This window comes from Fibrella aestuarina BUZ 2 (assembly GCF_000331105.1).
Lineage (GTDB): Bacteria > Bacteroidota > Bacteroidia > Cytophagales > Spirosomataceae > Fibrella > Fibrella aestuarina.
On the sequence record NC_020054.1, the window covers coordinates 6,718,203 to 6,736,639 of the forward strand.

Here is an 18,437-nt window from a genome sequence, read left to right on the forward strand (position 1 = left end):
ATTGGTAAATTTGTCTGATTAGGCCCTAAACGCCACTTGACCCAACGAATGAGTAAGAAAGGCAAAAAGCCCGTTCAACCCACTGAACGCCCCCGCCCGATGGCGACGCCAGTGAGTACGGTTTCGCCCACCCAGCCCGTTGTTTCCACACCAACTGCCCCCCCTGTTTCTGCATCAACCCCACCGCCCCCGTCGGATGGCCTTATCCAATTCGACCGGCGCGTCAAGATCACCCTGGGCATCTTTGTTGGCCTGTTCCTGCTGTTTGTGCTGTTCAAATGGCATTACATATCGCTCTCGGCCTGGAATGAGATTCTGCCTGATGGTGGACCGGCGAAGCGTGGTTTGGTAGCCGGTACGCCCAAACGCATCCGGATGGATGATTATGCCGTGGGCGCGCCCTGGATTTTGTCCAACGCCAATACTGGCTTCCAGACCGAAAACGAAGCCATTGGCGGCTTGAAAACACCCCTGATGACGGTGCCGGTAAAGCACCCAGTCACTCTCTTTAAGTTCGGCCACTGGGGGTTCCTGTTTCTGGATGTCGAGCGCGGGTACAGTTGGATGTACAACAGCAGTCCGTTAATTCTGCTGCTGGGTACGTTCCTGTTTTTCCTGCTGGTCACCAAAAACCAGTACTGGCTCTCCCTGACGGGTACGTTGGTGCTGTTTCTCTCGTCGGGTACAGTCTGGTGGTCGTTTATACCCTCGTCGATGATCGGGTATTGCGGGGCAGCCTTCGTGGCGGCGGTCTACCTGTTGCGGAGCCGCAAGCCAACCGTCATTATCCCCGTTGCGGCGGCGCTGATCTGGATTGCCGCTTCCTACGCGACGGGACTTTATCCGCCGTATCAGGTGCCGATGGCCTACCTGTTCATCTTCCTGCTGATTGGGTACGTTGCCAATGAGCGGGCGGCCATTTTTCCGCTGAAAGCCGTTCCCCTGAAGCTGGTGAGTCTGGTTGGGGCGGCGGCGCTGGCAGGCGTGGTTGCCTACCTGTTCAAAAACGACATCGAAGAGACGATCAAGGCCGTCACCAGTACGGTCTATCCCGGCAAACGGAGCGAGACGGGCGGCACGGGCTTCATTGCCAACTGGTATTCCGAATATTACAGCTGGTTCTGGTCGGATCAGAAGTTCCCGAAAGGCTGGCTCAACATCTGCGAACTCTCGCACTACCTCAATTTTGCGCCGGTCATTATCCCGCTAGCAATTGCCCTATTCGCCTTTACGCGCCGCATCGACTGGATGCTGGTGGGCGCGATGGTCTTTGTGGTGCTGATGTGGCTCTGGATGGAAGTAGGGTACCCCGAAGCCATTGCCAAAGCCACACTGATGAGCATGGTGCCCACCCGACGGGCGCAGATTCCCATGGGCGTGGGCGGTATTGTCTTGCTGTTCCTGTACCTCGGCTACCTGCGCTCGGTCGACCTGGCCCAGTTGAAAGCCAACGTACCTGGCTGGTTCACGCCCGTGGCAGGGCTGGGCGTGGTGGCCTTTGTGATTTACACGGCTTCGGTCAACATCGATGATTCGGAAGGCCTGCTCACCTCGAACCAGGTGTTCATGCCGGTGCTGTTTTTCATCCTGATGAACGGGCTGCTGCTTTTCTCGCTCAATATCCGCTACCGGGTGGGGCTGTTCTGCGCGGGCATCGTGCTGTTCTTGCTGCCCAACCTGAAAGCCAACCCGCTGTCGAAGGGCCTGGCCCCGCTGACGGAAAACATCGTTTACCAGAACGTGAAGGCGATCGTCGACCGCGACCCGAATGCCCGCTGGGTTGTCAACGGCAATCAGTTTATTACGTACATGGTCACGGCGACGGGCGCGAAACAGATTACGGGCGTGAAGTACATTCCGAACCGGAAGCAGATTTTCAGCGTGCTCGATCCGCAGATGAAGCGCGACTCGGCCTACAACCGCTACGCGCACGTCACGTTCCAGACGTATATCAATCCCCAGCAGGGCGATACCACGATTCTGGCGCAGCAATACGAAGACGGGTACGTGATTGCGGGCGACCCCTGCTCTCCCAAATTCAAGAAGCTGAACGTCAAGTACATGCTCTACGACCATGCTCCGCAGATACCCTACGAGGTACGTTGTATGAAGAAAGCCGTCGAGCTTGGCTCGATGACCATTTACGAACGCGTTGATTGAATGAATAATGGATAGTGACCTTAAAAGTCCAGGCACATTGAACCCGCAAGGCCATCATCCATTGTACATTATCCGTTATTCATTACAGTACCCTCCCCATGCGCACCCTCATTGTCATCCCCTGCTATAATGAACAGGCCGCGATTGCCGACGTAGTGCGCACCATTCAGCGGGTGATTGCCGAGCAGGGTTTTGATGCCGACGTGCTGGTGGTGAACGACTGCTCAACCGACAATTCGATCAACATCATCCGCACGTTGGGCTGCCTGTACCTCGATTTGCCCGTTAATCTGGGCATCGGCGGGGCGATGCATGCGGGCTATCGCTACGCCTGGCGCAACGGCTACGACGCGGCGGTACAGATGGATGGCGATGGCCAACACCCGGCCCACGAACTGCACAAAATCCTGATGCCCCTGTTTACCGATCAGGCCGACGTGGTGATTGGGTCGCGTTTTCTGACCAACGAAGGGTTCCGGTCGTCGGCGGCACGGCGGGCGGGCATCCGCTATTTCCGGTGGCTCAATCAGTTGCTGATCGGGCAGGTTATCCACGATAGTACCTCAGGCTTCCGGGCGTTTAACCGGAAAACACTGGCCGTCGTCAACGAGTATTACCCCGACGAATACCCTGAACCAGAGGCCATCGTACAATTTGGTCTCAACAACCTGCGCATGCTCGAAGTCCCCGTTGTCATGCAGGAACGGCAGGGCGGCGTGTCGAGCATCAACACGGGGCGGGCGGTGTACTACATGGCCAAAGTATCGTTGGGCATCTACTTTGTGTACCTTCGACTAAGCGGCCGCAGCCGGCGGTCATAATCACTATGGAAGGCATTTCGATACCTATACAATTGATCAGCATAGCCGGCGCGATGGTCTTTCTGATCATGATTTTCCGGCTGATCGTGCGGGGGCGGCTGCGTGAAGAATATTCCATCATCTGGATTTTCTGCACGTCGGTGCTCATCTTCTTCTCCATCTGGCGGAAGGGGCTGCACTATCTGGCCAGTTTGCTGGGTGTCTATTACCCGCCGTCGCTGCTGTTTCTGGTGGGCATTCTGGCGATTATCGTCTTTCTGGTGCACCTCTCGGTGGTGAATTCCAAGTTGCAGAGTCAGATCAAAACGCTTTCGCAGGAAATGGCTTTTTTGAAGCAACAGTTGGAAAAACAGCAGGCCGGGTCAACGGCGCAGGCGTCGACTAAAGCTGAGCAGAAAGCATCCGTTGAAGAAACAGCATCGTAAGTGGCACTCCCCGGCATCACGGTCATTACCCCGTCCTACAACCAGGCGTCGTTCATTCAGGAAACCATCGAGTCGGTGCTGTCGCAGGGCTACCCTAGTCTGCAATACCTGATCATCGACGGGGCCTCTACCGACGATACGGCCGCTGTAGTGGCGCCCTACACCGACCGGCTCACCTTTCTGTCGGAACCCGACCGCGGTCAAACCGATGCGATCAACAAAGGCCTTCGCATGGCTACGGGCGAGGTGGTTTGCTGGCTCAATTCCGACGATTATTTCCTGCCAGGTACGTTGCAGGCCGTGGGTACCTTCTTCGCCAACAACCCGGCGGCGCTGTGGCTCACGGGCGACTGCCTGATCATCAACGAAAGCGGCCAGCCCATTCAGGGGCCCATAAAAACGTATAAACGGCTGCTTCGGTCGCTGTCGCCAGCGGCCTTTCTGGGCCTGACCAACGCCGTTTGCCAACCCGCTACGTTCTGGCGGCGCAACGCTCACGAGCAGTTGGGTTACCTGCACGAGAACCTGCGCTATACTATGGATTACGATTGGTGGCTGCGACTTGGGCAGGCGCAACCGCCGGTGGTGAGCGGGCAGGTCTTTTCCGCTTTTCGCATTCATTCGGCGTCGAAAGGCGGAAGTCAGTTTGAGCAGCAGTTTGCCGAGGATTACGAGACGCTTTGTCGAAACGAGCCCTCGCCAGTTGTCCGTGGGCTACACCGTCTGCACAATCAGCTCATTACAACAGCTTACCGGCTGCTGAAGTGAGCTCAGGTTGTCAGGAGACCTCGGCCAGTACGTCGCTGAAGACGGTGTGCGTGAGCGACCAGTTAAACTGAGCGGCGTGTTGAATTGCGCCGTCTGATAGGCGTTTCCAGAGGGGTTCATCGGTAAATAGCCGCGCCAATTGCCGGGCCAGCGCCTCATCCGACGCATAGTCGTAATAAAGCCCCGACACCTCGTTGGTCACGGTCTCGGCGGTGCCACCTGTGCCCGTAACGACTGCCGGGGTACCGCAGGCCATCGCCTCGATAGGCGATAAACCAAACGGCTCGTTATGGGCGGCGTGCACAAATACCTGGCTGCTACAGAGCAGATTAGCCAGTTGCCCGGTCGTGAAAAACGCATCGATCAGCGTGACGGCGTCGGTCAGGTTCAGCGCTTGGATGAGTTGCAGCAGCGCCTCTTTTTCGACGCCCTTGCCTTTAATCACCAGCCGCACGTCGCTGCAACCGGGTTGTTGCCGGAGCAGCGCCAGCGCCCGCACCACCTGATCGACCCGTTTAAACTTATTCAGCGTACACACCATCACCATCTGCCGTTGGCGCGGCACGTTGGGGCGCGGGTAAAACGTGTCGTGGTCGATACCGCAGTACACCAGCCGGATGCGCCCCCGGTCGAGTTGGGGAAAGGTCTGCTCGACCGTGCGTTGTGAGTAGCGCGAGTTGACCACTACCCGATCAGTCGTGGGCATGAGGGCAAACTCGACCTGCCGGAATAGCGGGTTCATCAGTTTGAGCCCCCACCGCATGTAATCGGGCTTGATCGACTCAATCCAGGCGTGTTCGAAGATAAAGGCCGTTGGCTCGTGGCAGACGTAGACGAGTTGCACCGATGGCGTCAGTTTTTTATAAAACCAGCCCCACCAGTTGGCCGGAAATGGCTCCGACACCACCACCGACGAGCCGATACGCCGGGCGGCCCGGTGCACACGCCAGTACATGAGTGGGTAAAGCACCCAGAACCAGATCGACGACGACAGGGGCCCGCCCACATCGACAAACTGTACCCCCGACGCCCGGGCGTCGGCCGTGATGGTCGGATCTGACTGGACTGACACGACATAGACCGGCCAACCGGCCTGCACCAGCCGTTTACTCACTTCCAGCAGCACCGTGGTGGCACCGCCAGCCAGCATACAATGCGGATGCAGAAAGGTAATGGGTGGTTTGGTCATGAATCAGAAAGGGCGCTTAACCACTTTTTGCAGGCGCAAGTATACGCCATACATGCTGTTCAGGAGTGGTCTGGTGAGCGCCGCCTGTGGTTTACTCAGTAAGAAAGTAACGAATCGGGTAAAGGCCGATGGCGCCCCAATCTGCTTTGTTACGATGGCTAACGCGTCCTTGGCTTCGCTAGCCGTGCAGCCGCCCGTGAAGTAATCAATCAGGGCAGCCAGTTCCCAACGACGAGCCTGGTATTGCCGCCACTCGGCGATTGCGTCGTCACCAACGTACCCAGCCAGAAGCGTCGATTCCGTAACCAGTTGAATGCACTGCCCCGCATCGATAATGTTCTTGATCAGCCGATTGCCGCCCAATTTCCCCTCTTTGGCTGTCCAGATACGAAACTTGCCCGTAGGTTTGTTGACATACGCGATCTGACCGAGTTCATGAGCCTTGAGCAGCAGGGCTACGTCAAAACCATACGTGATGTGGCCATCCAGTACATCGCGACAATACCGATAGGCATCGCGGCGAATCATACCGCCGGGTATCCAGGCAAAGAAAGGCCGTTGGCGAATTAGTTCGTTAAGCGACTCGGCGGCGGTACGAATACCCGTTGGCTTCCGATTGTAGAAGAACTTGATCTGATCCAAATCCCGAAAATCGACACTAGCCAACTCCCCATAGGCTACGACAACACGATCGTTGGCCGGTAACTGCGCGACCAGCGTTTCCACACAATCCGGGTAGAGATAGTCATCGGAGCACAGGTAGAGTATCCAGTCGCCTTGCGCCTGATCAGCAGCAAATTGAAAATGCTCAACCATTGGCAGAAACCGCTCGGGCTTCACAACGCGCAGTCGTGGGTCGGTTTGCGTAGCCAGCCAGGCAGGTACCTCGTTGGTCGAGTGATTATCAGACACGATAACTTCCAGCGGCGCATAGGTCTGCGCCAGTGCGCTTAGCAACGCCTCCTGGAAATAAACGAGTTGCTGATTATAAAGCGGGATGACGATACTAACCAACGGCGGATAAATCAATGCATTAAACTGGTTTATGCAGGCCTACGCAGGATTGCATGTTCTTCGAACAATGCGTTTATTTCACCCGCTTTAAATACCCCTCCGGCGCTACCGAAATCAGCAGCTTATTGTCGATGCTGTGGTCGATTTCGAAGTTGTCGTTTGTTTTCAGGTACTCCCAAACCGCTGTTTTTGGGTTATTGCCCACGTCCCACGGGCGGTCATAGGCACCGCGTGGCATGTCTTCCACGATGGTATCGAACACCACGCAGTAGGAGCCGACCGTCACAAAGGGGGCATACAGTTCCAGTTCGCGCAGCACGTGCTCATGGGTGTGGTTTGAGTCGAGGCAAACCATGATTGTCTCTTTGCCTTCTGCGCGGCGGGCTACTTCCGCTACCAGTGCTTCGTCAATCGCGGAGCCTTGCAGCATTTCGATGCGCTTGAACATCGGATGCACCTCGATCTCGCGGCGGTTGTGGTCCCGAATGTCGATGTCGATGCCCAGCACCTCACCTTTCCCGATCAGTTCAAGCAGCGATGCGTAGTAGATCAGCGACCCGCCATGCGCAATGCCCGTTTCGATGATCAGGTCGGGTTTGATGGCCCAGATCAGCTCCTGCATGGCGATCATGTCCTGCGGATACTGAATGATGGGCCGTCCCATCCACGAAAAATTGTACGAATATTTATCCCGGTTCGAGGCCACGTTGAAAGCGGCCGCCGCCTCACGAAGATCGCTGGGCTGTGCGTAAGAGGCGATGCGCTCAGCGCGTTCCTGCTTAAACTCGTCGATTGGGTTGAGGGTCGGAGTCATACGGTGTTGTTATCGGCGCGCTTTCAAATCAGCGACTTCCTGTTTTAGTTGGTTAATCTGGTTTTTCTGGTCGATGAGGTACAATGTCAGCTCTTCGATCTTCTCCAGCAGCTTGGCATTCAGTTGGGCCGCATCCACTCCTTGCTTCACCACCTGCTCCGCCGAAGGTACATGGGGTAAATGCTGATTGGCTTTCACAAACGCAGCCACTTCGTCCAGCGGCATCAGGGGATAGCCCGGGGCAAACACCTTGTCGCTCCACTCTGCTACCTGACTGATCTGAATCCGATACCGGCCCTTTACGACCTCACCCCGTTCGTTTACTGTCAAAAATTGATCCGTAGTGGTGCGGGCCGGGCTGCTGGCCGTTAATTTTTCCAGCCGCAAGCCTGACTCATCGGCCTGATCGCTGCTGACATGCAGCCGGGCGGTAGGGGCTGAGGTGCCGATGCCCACGTTGGCCTGATTGCCCAGCACCACGGCATTGCTGACAGCAACCTGGGCGTGAGCGCCGATGGCTGTGGCATTGTGCAGGGGCTGAGGAGCCTGGGCCAGTACGCCCGCCTCGGTACCCAGGAACGTGTTCTGGCTACCCCGGTCGTGTTGGCCAGTGGCGTAACCAACGTATACGTTATCGTCGGTGTTTTCATCGGGCCCGGCATCACGCCCCACAAACGTATTTCGGCTTCCGGTCACGTTGTTTTTGCCCGAGCCGGCTCCGAAATAGGTATTGCTGGTTCCGGTCGTCAGCACGTAGCCGGCCCGGAAACCAACCATCGTGTTTGAGTCGGCCCGAGCATTGAACCCTGCCTGATACCCCACATACGTATCGTACTGACTGGCAAAGTTGGAATAGCCAGCCTGATGCCCTACAAAGGCGTTTTTACTACCACTAAAATTTTGAAAACCAGCATTTTGACCAACGAACACATTTTGGCTGCCTGACTGATTATAATAACCTGACTGATAACCTATAAACGCATTATTAGACCCCTGTTGGCTATTCAGACCTGCATACGTACCCACAAAGGTGTTTGCATTGCCAGATGTATTCTTGTGCCCTGCCCCGTGGCCAATAAACGAATTCCACGAACCGGTTGTGTTTAATAGCCCTGAACACGTACCAATGAACGAATTTTCGTGTCCAGTTATATTGGCAAATCCGGCCCCACCACCAACAAATACATTGCAGACACCAGTCGTGTTGGCAAACCCGGCCTGGTGCCCTAAAAACGTATTACGATCGCCTTCGATATTACTTGAGCCCGCATTCAAGCCTAGAAAGGTGTTATAAAAACCAGTCGTATTCTCGACGCCTGCCCTAAAACCAATGAATAGGTTTTCATAGCCGGATGAGGTCATCTTACCGGCTTCCTGTCCAATAAATGTGTTTTTTGAGCCGGTTGTAAGCGATATACCACTATTGACACCCTCCATCTGGTTGTGGCGGCCTGACTCACCATTTTTAGTAATCCTGGCGCCGCTCAGGTAACTAACACTAGCCGGTTTAGCTGATGCTGGCCCGATCTTGACATATTTTGTTTGGGCAAGCACGGCGCAGGGCAATGCCATTAATACGAACAATAAACGAATACGCATAGTCACGGTAAGTTGATAGCTACTACTTGAATTATAAACAAATGTATCGGTTGATCCTATACTAATCACATTGCTTGAAGCCCTTATCACTCTACTTTCTTATCTGTTAGGCCGCTGCGCAGAATCTGAATGGGTTGTTGCCGCTACAATTGTATTCAGCTTTCGGTTGTCGCCCCAAAAAGCCATTGGCTCGTAATCAGGGTAAGGATAGTAGCCCAGATGCAGGTCGATCTGAGCCTTTAAACGGACCAAGTGCTCCTCGACCAGGCGACGCACCGATATAGGCTGGCCGCTACAGCAGTTGATCACACCCGTCACCGCTGTCTGTTCGGCAATCAGGCTCAGGTACGTTGCCACCGTCTCGACAGGCAGGTAATCGCGCAGTTGCTCACCACCCGACATTTTGAACTCGGGCTCACCCGCCGCTACGGCTCGTTCGAGCAGGGGCAGGATCGAATTGGGGTTCTGGCCGGGCCCGTACATGTAGAACAACCTCGCCCATTTCAGCACGAATGGCTGTTCGGTTTGCAACGTACCCAGGAACGTCCGCAACGACTCTTTAGCCAGCGCGTAGGCATTGCCGGGCTGCGCCGGTACGTCTTCCGATAAGCAGCCACTCTGCATACCGTACTCAAAACAGGTGCCGGTTACGGTCAGGTCGCGCAGGCCGTGCACAATTAGATTTTTGAGGAACAGGTACTGCGGAAACAGGTTTTGGTCGAGGTGGAACGAGGCTTTGTAGTTGGGCAGTCCCTGCCAGGCCAGATGAATGACTGCGTCGGGTTGGCCAAAGTAGGCGTAGAGGTCGCGCTCCTCGGGCTGCGCCGTCAGCCGATAAGGAACCACCGCAACCTGACTGGCCCACTCAAAACGTGCGAAGTGGTCGAGGGTAGTGGCCGAAACCGTTACGCGATGGCCACGCGCCAGCAAAGCCCGCACTACGTGCTGCCCCACAAACCCCGATGCGCCCGTTACGAGAAAATGCATGAATTTGAGCGTTTACAGTTCCTGTCCTCTGTTGGCTACCGCCGGAGTAAGCTTACGCCAGCCAACAAAAGACAGTAAACGTTTTCACAACACCTTTACCTCCGGAATGGGCACAACAAACTGTCCGCCCCATTCGGTGATGTAGGCCAGTTGCCTGGTGATTTCTTCGCGCAGGTTCCAGGGTAGGATCAACACGTAGTCGGGTTGCCGCTCTTTCAGGGTCGCTTCGGCTACCACCGGAATGTGGCTGGCAGGCAGGAATTTATCTTGCTTGGCAGGGTTGGCGTCCACCACAAAATCGATGAGGTCGCTTTTGACGCCGCAATAGTTCAGGAGGGTATTGCCTTTGGCGGCCGCGCCGTAGGCTGCGACCCGTTTACCGGCCCGTTTTTGTTCGATCAGAAAATTGAGCAGATCAAGTTTGACCTGTAGGGCACGCTGCTGAAACCCTTCGTAGTAAGCCATCGTGGTCAGACCCGTATGGGCTTCTTTTTGCAGCATGGCTTCCACACTGGGCAGCACAGGCTTGGTTTCGTCGGCGTCGTGGCGAGCGTATATCCGCAGCGAGCCGCCGTGCGTGGGCAGTTCCTCCACGTCGAAGAGCGTCAGGCCCTGCGCCGCGAAAATCTGCCGGACAGTCGTAAACGACAGGTACGAAAAGTGCTCGTGATAGATCGTATCAAACTGGTTGTTCTCGACTAGTTGCAGCAGGTGCGGAAACTCCATCGTAATGACGCCGGTCGGTTTCAGCGCAATCGCCATACCCGCCACAAAATCGACGATATCAGGTACGTGGGCAAGTACGTTGTTACCCAGCAGCAGGTCGGCTCGGGCGTCATCACGCCGGGTACGTTGGTCGGCCAGTTCGCGGGCCAGTTCGGTGCCAAAAAAACGCGTGATCGAGGGTATACCTTTCGCGATTGCCGCCGCCGCCGTATTGGCCGTCGGTTCGATGCCCAGCACGGGAACGCCTTTCTCGACAAAATACTGCAACAGATAGCCGTCGTTCGACGCCACTTCGATCACCTGCGAGTTGGCGTTCAGCCCGAACCGCTCGGTCATAGCGTCGACATACCGCTTTGAATGGGCCAGCCAACTGGTCGAGAACGACGAAAAGTACACGTAATCGCTGTCAAAAATGGCGTCCGATTTCTTGTACTCATCGACCTGCACCAGGTAGCAGGTGGGGCAGGTGAAGACCTTCAACGGGTAAAACGTCTCGGGTTCGTTCAGTTGCGCGGCGGTCAGGAACGAGTTGGAAGCTGGCGAGTTGAACAGGTCGATAAAGACGTGGCTCAGCGGCGTGTGGCAAAATCGGCAATTCATGAGCGAGTAATGGACAATGCACGATGTATAGTGGACAATGTCGTTGAATCCGTTGTCTTTGCGCAATTCCTCATTGTGCATTGTTCCTTATTCATTGTACATTAATGAAGCCCAGATCCCGCTCGGATATGTCCGTTACGGGGAGGGGCCAGTTGATGGTTAGTTTCGGGTCGTTGTAGCGGATACCGGCTTCGTGTTCGGGCGCGTAAGCCGCGCTGTGGCAGTAGACCAGTTCGCAGTTAGGTTCGAGCGTCTGGAAACCGTGCGCACAGCCTTCGGGAATATACAGCATCTGCTGATTTTGGGCGGATAGCTCGGTGCCAAACCACTGCCAACGCGTGGGCGAGTCGGGCCGCAAATCGACCAGCACGTCGAATACACGGCCAGCTACGCAACGCACCAGCTTCACTTCGGCGGCGGGCGCGTGCTGGTAATGCAGCCCCCGGATGCTGCCTGGTTTGGCCGTCATCGACTGGTTCATCTGCACCCAGTCGGCGCACAACCCACGCGCCAGAAACGCGTCCCGATCGAAGGTGCGCATAAACCAGCCCCGGTGATCGCCACGGGGGGCGGGCGTAATCAAAAATGCGCCGTTGATAGGAGTTTCGGCAAACGTCATAAGGCCCAGGGAAGGTTAGTGGCACGCGCCCCGTCGACGTAAGCGGCCAGATCGGCGGCGGTATTAACGCTCCGGTTTTCGTACTGATCGCGGTACCAGAGCACCGAGCGCCGGATGGCCGTGGATGTATCCCAAACGGGTTGCCAGCCCAACCGCTGACGCGCTTTGGTGGCGTCGAGGCTCAGCAGGTGCGCTTCGTGCGGGTTTTCGGCCGATGGCTCTTCTTGCACCTGAATGAGCGGCCACACCGACCGGGCTTCCCGTACCACCGCCCGAACGGGTAACACATCAGCGGCATCAGGCCCAAAATTCCAGCCTTCAGCCGCCGTAACGTCGCCTTCCAGCAGGTGTTGGCTTAGCCGCAGGTAGCCCGACAGCGGTTCGAGCACGTGTTGCCAGGGCCGCACCGCCAGCGGGTTTCGGATGGGTACAGGTACGTGGTTCTGCACGCTACGGATGAGGTCAGGAACAAGCCGGTCTACGGCCCAGTCGCCCCCACCGATCACGTTGCCCGCCCGACCACTCGCCACCAGCACCTGATGTGTTTGGCCATACTGCGCCGGGTTGAAAAAGGAATTTCGGTAACTGGCCGTAATGAGTTCCGCCGCTCCTTTCGATACACTGTAAGGGTCGAAGCCGCCCATCGGGTCGGTCTCGCGCAGGGGTTGGCCATCTTCGGGGTTTTCGTAGCACTTATCACTGGTCACCACCAGCACGGCCCGCACCGACGGCGTCTGCCGAACGGCTTCCAGCACCCGCGCCGTGCCCAGCACGTTGGTCTCGAGCGTATCGAGCGGTGTCCGGTATGATTCGCGCACCAATGCCTGCGCCGCCATGTGAATGACCAGGTTGGGCTTTGCCGCCTGCATGGCCCCTATCAGGCTGGGTACGTCGTTGATGTCGGCCAGCGTTTCGGCTACGTCGAGGTCCAGCAGCGCATAATGGCTGGGCGTGGTTGGGGCGGGTAACGAATAGCCGACCACCGTGGCGCCTAACTGCCGCAGCCAGTAGGCTAGCCACGAGCCTTTGAAGCCCGTATGCCCCGTCAGAAAAATCGTTTTATGTCGATAAATGTCGTTGAACATCGTTGTCAGCTTGATGGTTGGCGTCTACCGCTGCTGTTGCTTCGCGCTCAGCATGGGCGTTCCTTGTACAGATAACGTCATACAGTAAACACCAGGCTAATTATCCCACACCTTCCAGTCGGCTTGGCCGGTGGCCCAGGCGGTTTCGAGTTCGGTTTTGTCGCGGAGGGTGTCCATCGGTTTCCAGAAACCATGGTGGCGGAAGGCCATCAATTCACCCTGCGCCGCGAGCGTCTCCATCGGGTACCGCTCCCAGGTCGTATCGTCGCCGTCGATAAGGTCGATCACCGACGGATCACAGACAAAGAACCCCCCGTTGATCCAGGCGCCATCGCCCTTAGGTTTTTCTAGAAAGGAACGAACCCCGTTGCTATCCAGCACGTCGAGCGCGCCGAAACGGGCCGACGGCTGCACCGCCGTCAGCGTGCATTTTTTGCCGTGCTGCTGATGAAAGTTGACCAGTTCGGTGATGTCGACATCACCCACGCCATCGCCATAGGTCATCATAAACGACTCGTTGCCGATGTGGTGACGTACCCGGCGCAGACGCCCGCCCGTCATGCTCGTCAGGCCTGTATCGACGAGTGTCACTTTCCAGGGCTCGGCATGCGAGTCGTGAATATCGATCCGGTTGGTCGACAGGTCGATGGTGACGTCGGACTGATGGAGGAAGTAGTTGGCGAAGAACTCTTTGATGATGTAGCCCTTATAGCCGAGGCAAACGATGAACTCATTGAAGCCATGGGCCGAATAGATTTTCATGATGTGCCACAGGATAGGCATCCCACCAATCTCGACCATCGGTTTGGGCTTAACGACCGTCTCTTCGCTCAGGCGCGTGCCGAGGCCGCCGGCCAGAATCACTACTTTCATGAATATGCGTGGCTATCTACGCGATGGGTTAGGCCCGGCAAGTTAAGGCAACTTCGCGCAGGTCAGAAAGCACCGTCCCAATTTTCATGCCAGCCGTTGATATGACTAATACAGCATATATTACCCGTTCAGAAATGTAACCAAATTGATTACTTACCTTATCCAGTCGTAGCTGATCAAGCGGTCAAAAACCATCAAACGTTTATGAAAGCCTACTCACTCCGCGCTTGGCTCCTGCTGCTGCTTCCCCTTTGTGCCGCCTTTACCTGCTCTGATCACCGCGAGCCTCAACCACTGCGGTATCGGTTAAAAACAGTCAAATACTCAGTAGGCCCTCCACCAAATTACACGCCACAGACTTTTACCCTTACTTACGATAGTAATGGTCGGATAGCAAGCTATGACTACGGAAGTAATGCCACGAATTGGACTGTCGGATACGACAACCAGAATCGGGTAGCTTCGATCTTTTTTCTAGACCGAGGTCAGAATGGCAATTACTTCAATGCGTATACCTATAATCAGCAAAGTCAGCTGACGCAGGTTACCCGTACCAGATATCCGGGTCGGTCAACCGAGCCAATAACGCCTCGGTTACAGAGTACGTACGACCTCAATTACGCATCAACCAGTGCTACAGTTCCCAGTAAGCTGATTACTACGTACCTGGATCCGAACTCTTCACTGGAGCAGATTTATACGTTTAGCGGGGGTAATGCCATCCAGGTTGGCGACAAGACCTATACGTATGACAACACGCCAAATCCTTACAAAGGCTTGTTTGGTCTGAATTTGTATTTCAGCCTGGATCAGGGGTTTGGACTGCCCGTACCGATTAGTCCTTTCAGGCCTAGCCAGCGCTTTACAGATCTTGGCGTGAAGGTGTATAACCAGAATAACATCACGACCGATGCGACGCTAACCTATAATAGCGATGGACTCGTTACGAAAATCGATTACAACGACGGGGCTTCCGAAGAATTTACCTACGAGGCATACTAACCATCTTACCCCATTTCGACAGCCAACTTCTGGGGCAATTATTTCGTATTTTTGAGTGTTATTTTAACGATGCTGGATGGTAGACCATGACCACTGTACGAGCAGTGATCGAAGCTCTACTGTCCAGCATCTACCGTCTATAGATAGCACACAATGATCGATTATATAGCTGGGTTGAACGATCCGCAGCGTGAAGCGGTGGTCCACGGCAACGGGCCGCTGATGATTATCGCGGGGGCGGGTTCGGGCAAAACGCGCGTTCTGACGTATCGCATTGCGCACCTTATCGACAAGGGGGTTGACCCCTTTCGGATTCTGGCGCTTACCTTCACCAACAAGGCCGCCGGCGAGATGCGTCACCGCATCGAGAAGGTAATTGGCAACGAGGCCCGCAACATCTGGATGGGTACGTTCCACTCGGTGTTTGCCAAGATTCTGCGCATCGAAGCGCAGGCCCTGGGTTATACCAGTAACTTCTCCATCTACGATACCGACGATTCGAAGTCGCTGCTGCGGAGCATCATCCGCGAGATGGGCCTCGACGATAAACAGTACCGCGCCAACGCCGTTTTCAACCGGATTTCAGGCGCAAAAAACCGGCTGGTCGGCGCCGAAGAATATCTGCTCAACCCGATTATTCAGGCCGATGATTCCTCGGCCAAGATGCCGGAGGTTGGTCGGATTTATAAGGAATACGCCCGGCGGTGCTTTGCGGCTAACGCCATGGATTTCGACGATCTGCTGTTCAACACGAATGTGTTGTTCCGCGATCACCTCGACATCCTACATAAGTATCAGCACAAGTTTCAGCACGTGCTGGTCGATGAGTTTCAGGATACCAACGTGTCGCAGTACCTCATCACGCGCAAGCTGGCGGCGGTGCATCAGAACATCTGCGTGGTGGGCGACGATGCCCAGAGTATCTACGCGTTCCGGGGCGCCAACATCGAAAACATCCTGAATTTCCAGAAAGATTACGGCAAAGACACCGTCAAGATCGTCAAGCTGGAGCAGAACTACCGCAGCACCAACACCATCGTGCAGGCGGCCAATTCAGTGATTGCCCGCAACCGGAATCAACTGGAGAAACGCGTTTTCACCGACAACGAAACCGGCCCGCTGATTGAGGTGATCAAAGCGGCCTCGGACAATGAAGAGGGGCGGCTGGTGGCCAACGGCATTTTTGAAGCGAAGGTGCAACAAGGCCTGCGCAACAACGACTTCGCCATTCTGTACCGCACCAACGCCCAGTCGCGGGCCTTCGAGGAAGCCCTGCGGAAACTGAGCATCAAGTACCGGATCATCGGGGGTCTTTCGTTCTACCAGCGCAAAGAGATCAAGGATCTGATCGCCTATTTGCGTTTTACGGTCAATCAGGCCGACGAAGAAGCGTTTAAGCGGATTATTAACCTACCCAAACGCGGCATTGGCGATACCACCCTGGCCAAGATTGCGGTGTTGGCCAGCGAAAAGAACGTACCCATCTGGGAGATCGTCAGTAACATTTCGCTCTACGTTGCCGGGCGAGCCATGATGGCCATTGAAGGCTTTGCCGAATTGATCAAGAGCTTCGGCCTGATGCTCGACAAGAAAGATGCTTACGAGGTAGCGGCCCACGTGGCGAAGTCGTCGGGCATCCTGAAAGAACTGTACGAAGACAAAACCGTGGAAGGGCTGGCCCGCTACGAAAACGTGCAGGAATTGCTGAACGCCATTAAGGAGTTTGTCGACAACCCCGAAACGGAAGACAAAAGCCTCAGTTCGTTCCTGCAAACGGTGTCGCTGCTGACTACCGCCGACGAAAAAGAAGATGACGGCGACAACGACAAGGTAACGCTGATGACCATCCACGCCGCCAAAGGGCTGGAGTTCAAAAACGTACACATCGTGGGGCTGGAAGAAGACCTGTTTCCGAGCCAGATGATGCTCGAAAGCCGCGCCGATCTGGAGGAGGAACGTCGACTGTTCTACGTGGCCATCACCCGCGCCGAAAAGAAGCTGACGTTCTCCTTTGCCGAGTCGCGCTACCACTATGGCCGCCTGAAACTCTGCGAACCCAGCCGGTTCCTGATGGAAGTCGATCAGACGTACCTGAGCATGGCAAAAACGCCGACGCCGCCCAAACCGCGCTTCAACGGCGACGACAATTACGCCAGCCGCAACCGCGACGAAATGCCCTCTGCCGGTTCGATGAATTTCGTGCGGACGCTGGCGCAGAAAACGGCACAGCGGCAGGTACCCCAGCCAACCGTCACGCATACCCCCTCGGCCGATTTTGCCCCCAGCAACACCGCAGAGCTAGCCGCCGGGCAGCGGGTCGAGCACGCCAAATTCGGTTTCGGCACCGTTAAATCCATGGATACCAACGGCACCGAACGCAAAGCCGTCATTCAGTTCGACGTAGCTGGTGAGAAGACGCTCCTGCTCAGTTTCGCCAAGCTGCGAATTGTATAGTGTAGGTACGTTGGCCTTGTAATTAGTGCCATTACCAGATGACATTGACTAGATCAGTATAGTGCCTGACGTTTGCATCAGCACTAATGAACGGTAACTGCTCATTAAGCGCAACAGCTATTAGTATTCGGTCAAATGGATCGCGATGTTGGGGTAAGAGTGGTATAGCACTGTATTGGTCAATATGTTGAATAGTTAACGGTAACAGTATAAATCCGTCGTTCTGCATCCGTTCAGCTATGTCACGAATCGCGACAGGAAGATCAGGTAACTTGTCGATTTTCTGCTTAATGGCTATCTCGAACAAGCTAATTTCACTGACGTACACAGTGTCGCTTTGTAGCAGGCGAAGCGCCGCCCCTGACAGTTTAGAGGGACTGACCAAAGACCATATCAAAATTTGCGTATCAATCAGGCACGCCATTACATGTAGTCAGCTAAATCGTCGATCGGGTCATTAAAATCATCAGGAACCTTGTACTTTCCTTCCCAACTTCCTAAACGTACCCCTTTTCGCTCAGTTGGCAGCTGGGTCGTTTCCTGCAAAAAGGTGACCAGCACCGGCACTTCGTGATCAATCTGCGGAGCTTCATCCAGAAAGATCGTCCCATCTCGGTAAGTACCCGAAAGTGTTGTGAGCATACTGTTCTTCTTTGCTAGTAAAACGGAATTATTTACCTCGTAACCAAATATAGCCAAGTCTGGCCTTAGTACGGTTAAACCACTCGTCACCAATAGCAGCGTGCCGTCAGGCCTTTAAAGTTTCAGAAACTGGATAGGTTTACCCCCCGAACGTACCCAGCCACTCGTCTTCTTTGGCGCGCATAGTGGCAGCGTCTTCATCGGTTTTGTCGCCGTAACCACAAAGATGAAGCAGGCCGTGGGCTAAGACGCGGCGCATCTCCTGCTCGGCCGACGTACCTAGCTGGGTAGCGTTGTCGGCTACACGGTCGACGCTGATGTAGATATCACCTTCGATGGGATCGTCGGCAAATTCGCGATTGTCGAAAGTGATAATGTCGGTGTAATAGTCGTGCTGCAAATAGTCGCGGTTGACTTGCAGGACGTATTCATCCGAGGCAAAAATGTAATTCAGATCGCCCAATTCATGCCCCTCAGCCTTGGTTTGAGCCGTTAGCCAGCGTTTCACCGCCAGCTTCTGCGGCAGCTTGAAATCAACGTCTTCAGTGAAAAAGCGAATCATTGGAGCATGTATAATGTACGATGAACAATGCGGTCCGCCGCCGCGGTACAATGGTTGCTGACGCAGCACACTAGCCAGTTGTACCGCGGCGGCGGCG

General features: G+C 55.3%; 18 protein-coding genes. 6 read left to right on the top strand and 12 right to left on the bottom strand.

Going from position 1 to position 18,437, the window contains the following annotated elements:
* Nucleotides 1–48: 48 nt before the first annotated feature.
* The 4 genes from FAES_RS27860 (at nt 49) to FAES_RS27875 (ending at nt 4,174) form a co-directional block, all read left to right on the top strand.
* Complete coding sequence (locus FAES_RS27860) at nt 49–2,160, top strand: DUF7657 domain-containing protein (protein ID WP_015334553.1); 2,112 nt, start codon at nt 49–51, stop codon at nt 2,158–2,160.
* A 98-nt stretch (nt 2,161–2,258) separates the two neighbouring features.
* On the top strand, nt 2,259–2,981 hold the full coding sequence (locus tag FAES_RS27865; protein WP_015334554.1) for a glycosyltransferase family 2 protein: 723 nt from the start codon (nt 2,259–2,261) through the stop codon (nt 2,979–2,981).
* A 32-nt stretch (nt 2,982–3,013) separates the two neighbouring features.
* On the top strand, nt 3,014–3,406 hold the full coding sequence (locus FAES_RS27870; protein ID WP_229364551.1) for a DUF2304 domain-containing protein: 393 nt from the start codon (nt 3,014–3,016) through the stop codon (nt 3,404–3,406).
* On the top strand, nt 3,407–4,174 hold the full coding sequence (locus FAES_RS27875) for a glycosyltransferase family 2 protein (RefSeq protein WP_015334556.1): 768 nt from the start codon (nt 3,407–3,409) through the stop codon (nt 4,172–4,174).
* 10 nt (nt 4,175–4,184) lie between these two features.
* Here FAES_RS27875 and FAES_RS27880 read toward each other — a convergent pair whose 3' ends face one another.
* The 9 genes from FAES_RS27880 to rfbF form a co-directional block, all read right to left on the bottom strand.
* Nucleotides 4,185–5,363, bottom strand: a complete 1,179-nt coding sequence (locus tag FAES_RS27880; protein WP_015334557.1) for a glycosyltransferase family 4 protein — start codon at nt 5,361–5,363, stop codon at nt 4,185–4,187.
* 3 nt (nt 5,364–5,366) lie between these two features.
* Complete coding sequence (locus tag FAES_RS29385; protein WP_015334558.1) at nt 5,367–6,392, bottom strand: glycosyltransferase family 2 protein; 1,026 nt, start codon at nt 6,390–6,392, stop codon at nt 5,367–5,369.
* A 58-nt stretch (nt 6,393–6,450) separates the two neighbouring features.
* The gene (locus FAES_RS27890; RefSeq protein WP_015334559.1) at nt 6,451–7,191 is read right to left on the bottom strand and encodes a cephalosporin hydroxylase family protein; all 741 of its coding nucleotides are present in this window, start codon (nt 7,189–7,191) and stop codon (nt 6,451–6,453) included.
* 9 nt (nt 7,192–7,200) lie between these two features.
* Nucleotides 7,201–7,968 carry a hypothetical protein gene (locus tag FAES_RS30250; RefSeq protein ID WP_148289462.1) on the bottom strand — a complete coding sequence of 256 codons (768 nt, stop codon included), beginning with the start codon at nt 7,966–7,968 and terminating at the stop codon, nt 7,201–7,203.
* A gap of 921 nt (nt 7,969–8,889) precedes the next feature.
* Entirely contained in the window at nt 8,890–9,777 is an 888-nt protein-coding gene (locus FAES_RS27900) for an NAD-dependent epimerase/dehydratase family protein (RefSeq protein WP_015334561.1), read from the bottom strand.
* A gap of 84 nt (nt 9,778–9,861) precedes the next feature.
* Nucleotides 9,862–11,184: a class I SAM-dependent methyltransferase gene (locus tag FAES_RS27905; RefSeq protein ID WP_015334562.1), complete on the bottom strand. Its 1,323-nt coding sequence runs from the start codon at nt 11,182–11,184 to the stop codon at nt 9,862–9,864.
* Between the two features lie 10 nt (nt 11,185–11,194).
* Nucleotides 11,195–11,722 (bottom strand): dTDP-4-dehydrorhamnose 3,5-epimerase, encoded by a 528-nt coding sequence (gene rfbC, locus FAES_RS27910; RefSeq protein WP_015334563.1) that lies wholly within the window; start codon nt 11,720–11,722, stop codon nt 11,195–11,197.
* Entirely contained in the window at nt 11,719–12,807 is a 1,089-nt protein-coding gene (gene rfbG, locus FAES_RS27915) for a CDP-glucose 4,6-dehydratase (RefSeq protein WP_015334564.1), read from the bottom strand. The genes rfbC and rfbG overlap by 4 nt, the downstream gene beginning before the upstream one ends.
* Nucleotides 12,808–12,903: 96 nt before the next feature.
* The gene (rfbF, locus tag FAES_RS27920; protein ID WP_015334565.1) at nt 12,904–13,680 is read right to left on the bottom strand and encodes a glucose-1-phosphate cytidylyltransferase; all 777 of its coding nucleotides are present in this window, start codon (nt 13,678–13,680) and stop codon (nt 12,904–12,906) included.
* Between the two features lie 204 nt (nt 13,681–13,884).
* Between rfbF and FAES_RS27925 the strand changes: the two genes are divergently transcribed.
* Together FAES_RS27925 and FAES_RS27930 are read left to right on the top strand one after the other, a co-directional pair.
* Complete coding sequence (locus FAES_RS27925) at nt 13,885–14,682, top strand: hypothetical protein (protein WP_015334566.1); 798 nt, start codon at nt 13,885–13,887, stop codon at nt 14,680–14,682.
* Nucleotides 14,683–14,835: 153 nt separating this feature from the next.
* Nucleotides 14,836–17,136: an ATP-dependent helicase gene (locus FAES_RS27930; protein ID WP_015334567.1), complete on the top strand. Its 2,301-nt coding sequence runs from the start codon at nt 14,836–14,838 to the stop codon at nt 17,134–17,136.
* A gap of 31 nt (nt 17,137–17,167) precedes the next feature.
* Here the strand turns inward: FAES_RS27930 and FAES_RS30865 are convergent, their stop codons facing one another.
* The 3 genes from FAES_RS30865 to ybeY all read right to left on the bottom strand — a co-directional run bounded on the left by FAES_RS30865 (nt 17,168) and on the right by ybeY (nt 18,340).
* Nucleotides 17,168–17,560 carry a type II toxin-antitoxin system VapC family toxin gene (locus FAES_RS30865; RefSeq protein WP_041258455.1) on the bottom strand — a complete coding sequence of 131 codons (393 nt, stop codon included), beginning with the start codon at nt 17,558–17,560 and terminating at the stop codon, nt 17,168–17,170.
* Nucleotides 17,560–17,778 (bottom strand): hypothetical protein, encoded by a 219-nt coding sequence (locus tag FAES_RS27940; protein ID WP_041259590.1) that lies wholly within the window; start codon nt 17,776–17,778, stop codon nt 17,560–17,562. Before FAES_RS27940 ends, FAES_RS30865 begins: the two co-directional genes overlap by 1 nt.
* A 139-nt stretch (nt 17,779–17,917) precedes the next feature.
* Nucleotides 17,918–18,340 carry an rRNA maturation RNase YbeY gene (gene ybeY, locus FAES_RS27945; RefSeq protein ID WP_041258456.1) on the bottom strand — a complete coding sequence of 141 codons (423 nt, stop codon included), beginning with the start codon at nt 18,338–18,340 and terminating at the stop codon, nt 17,918–17,920.
* Between the last annotated feature and the right edge of the window lie 97 nt (nt 18,341–18,437).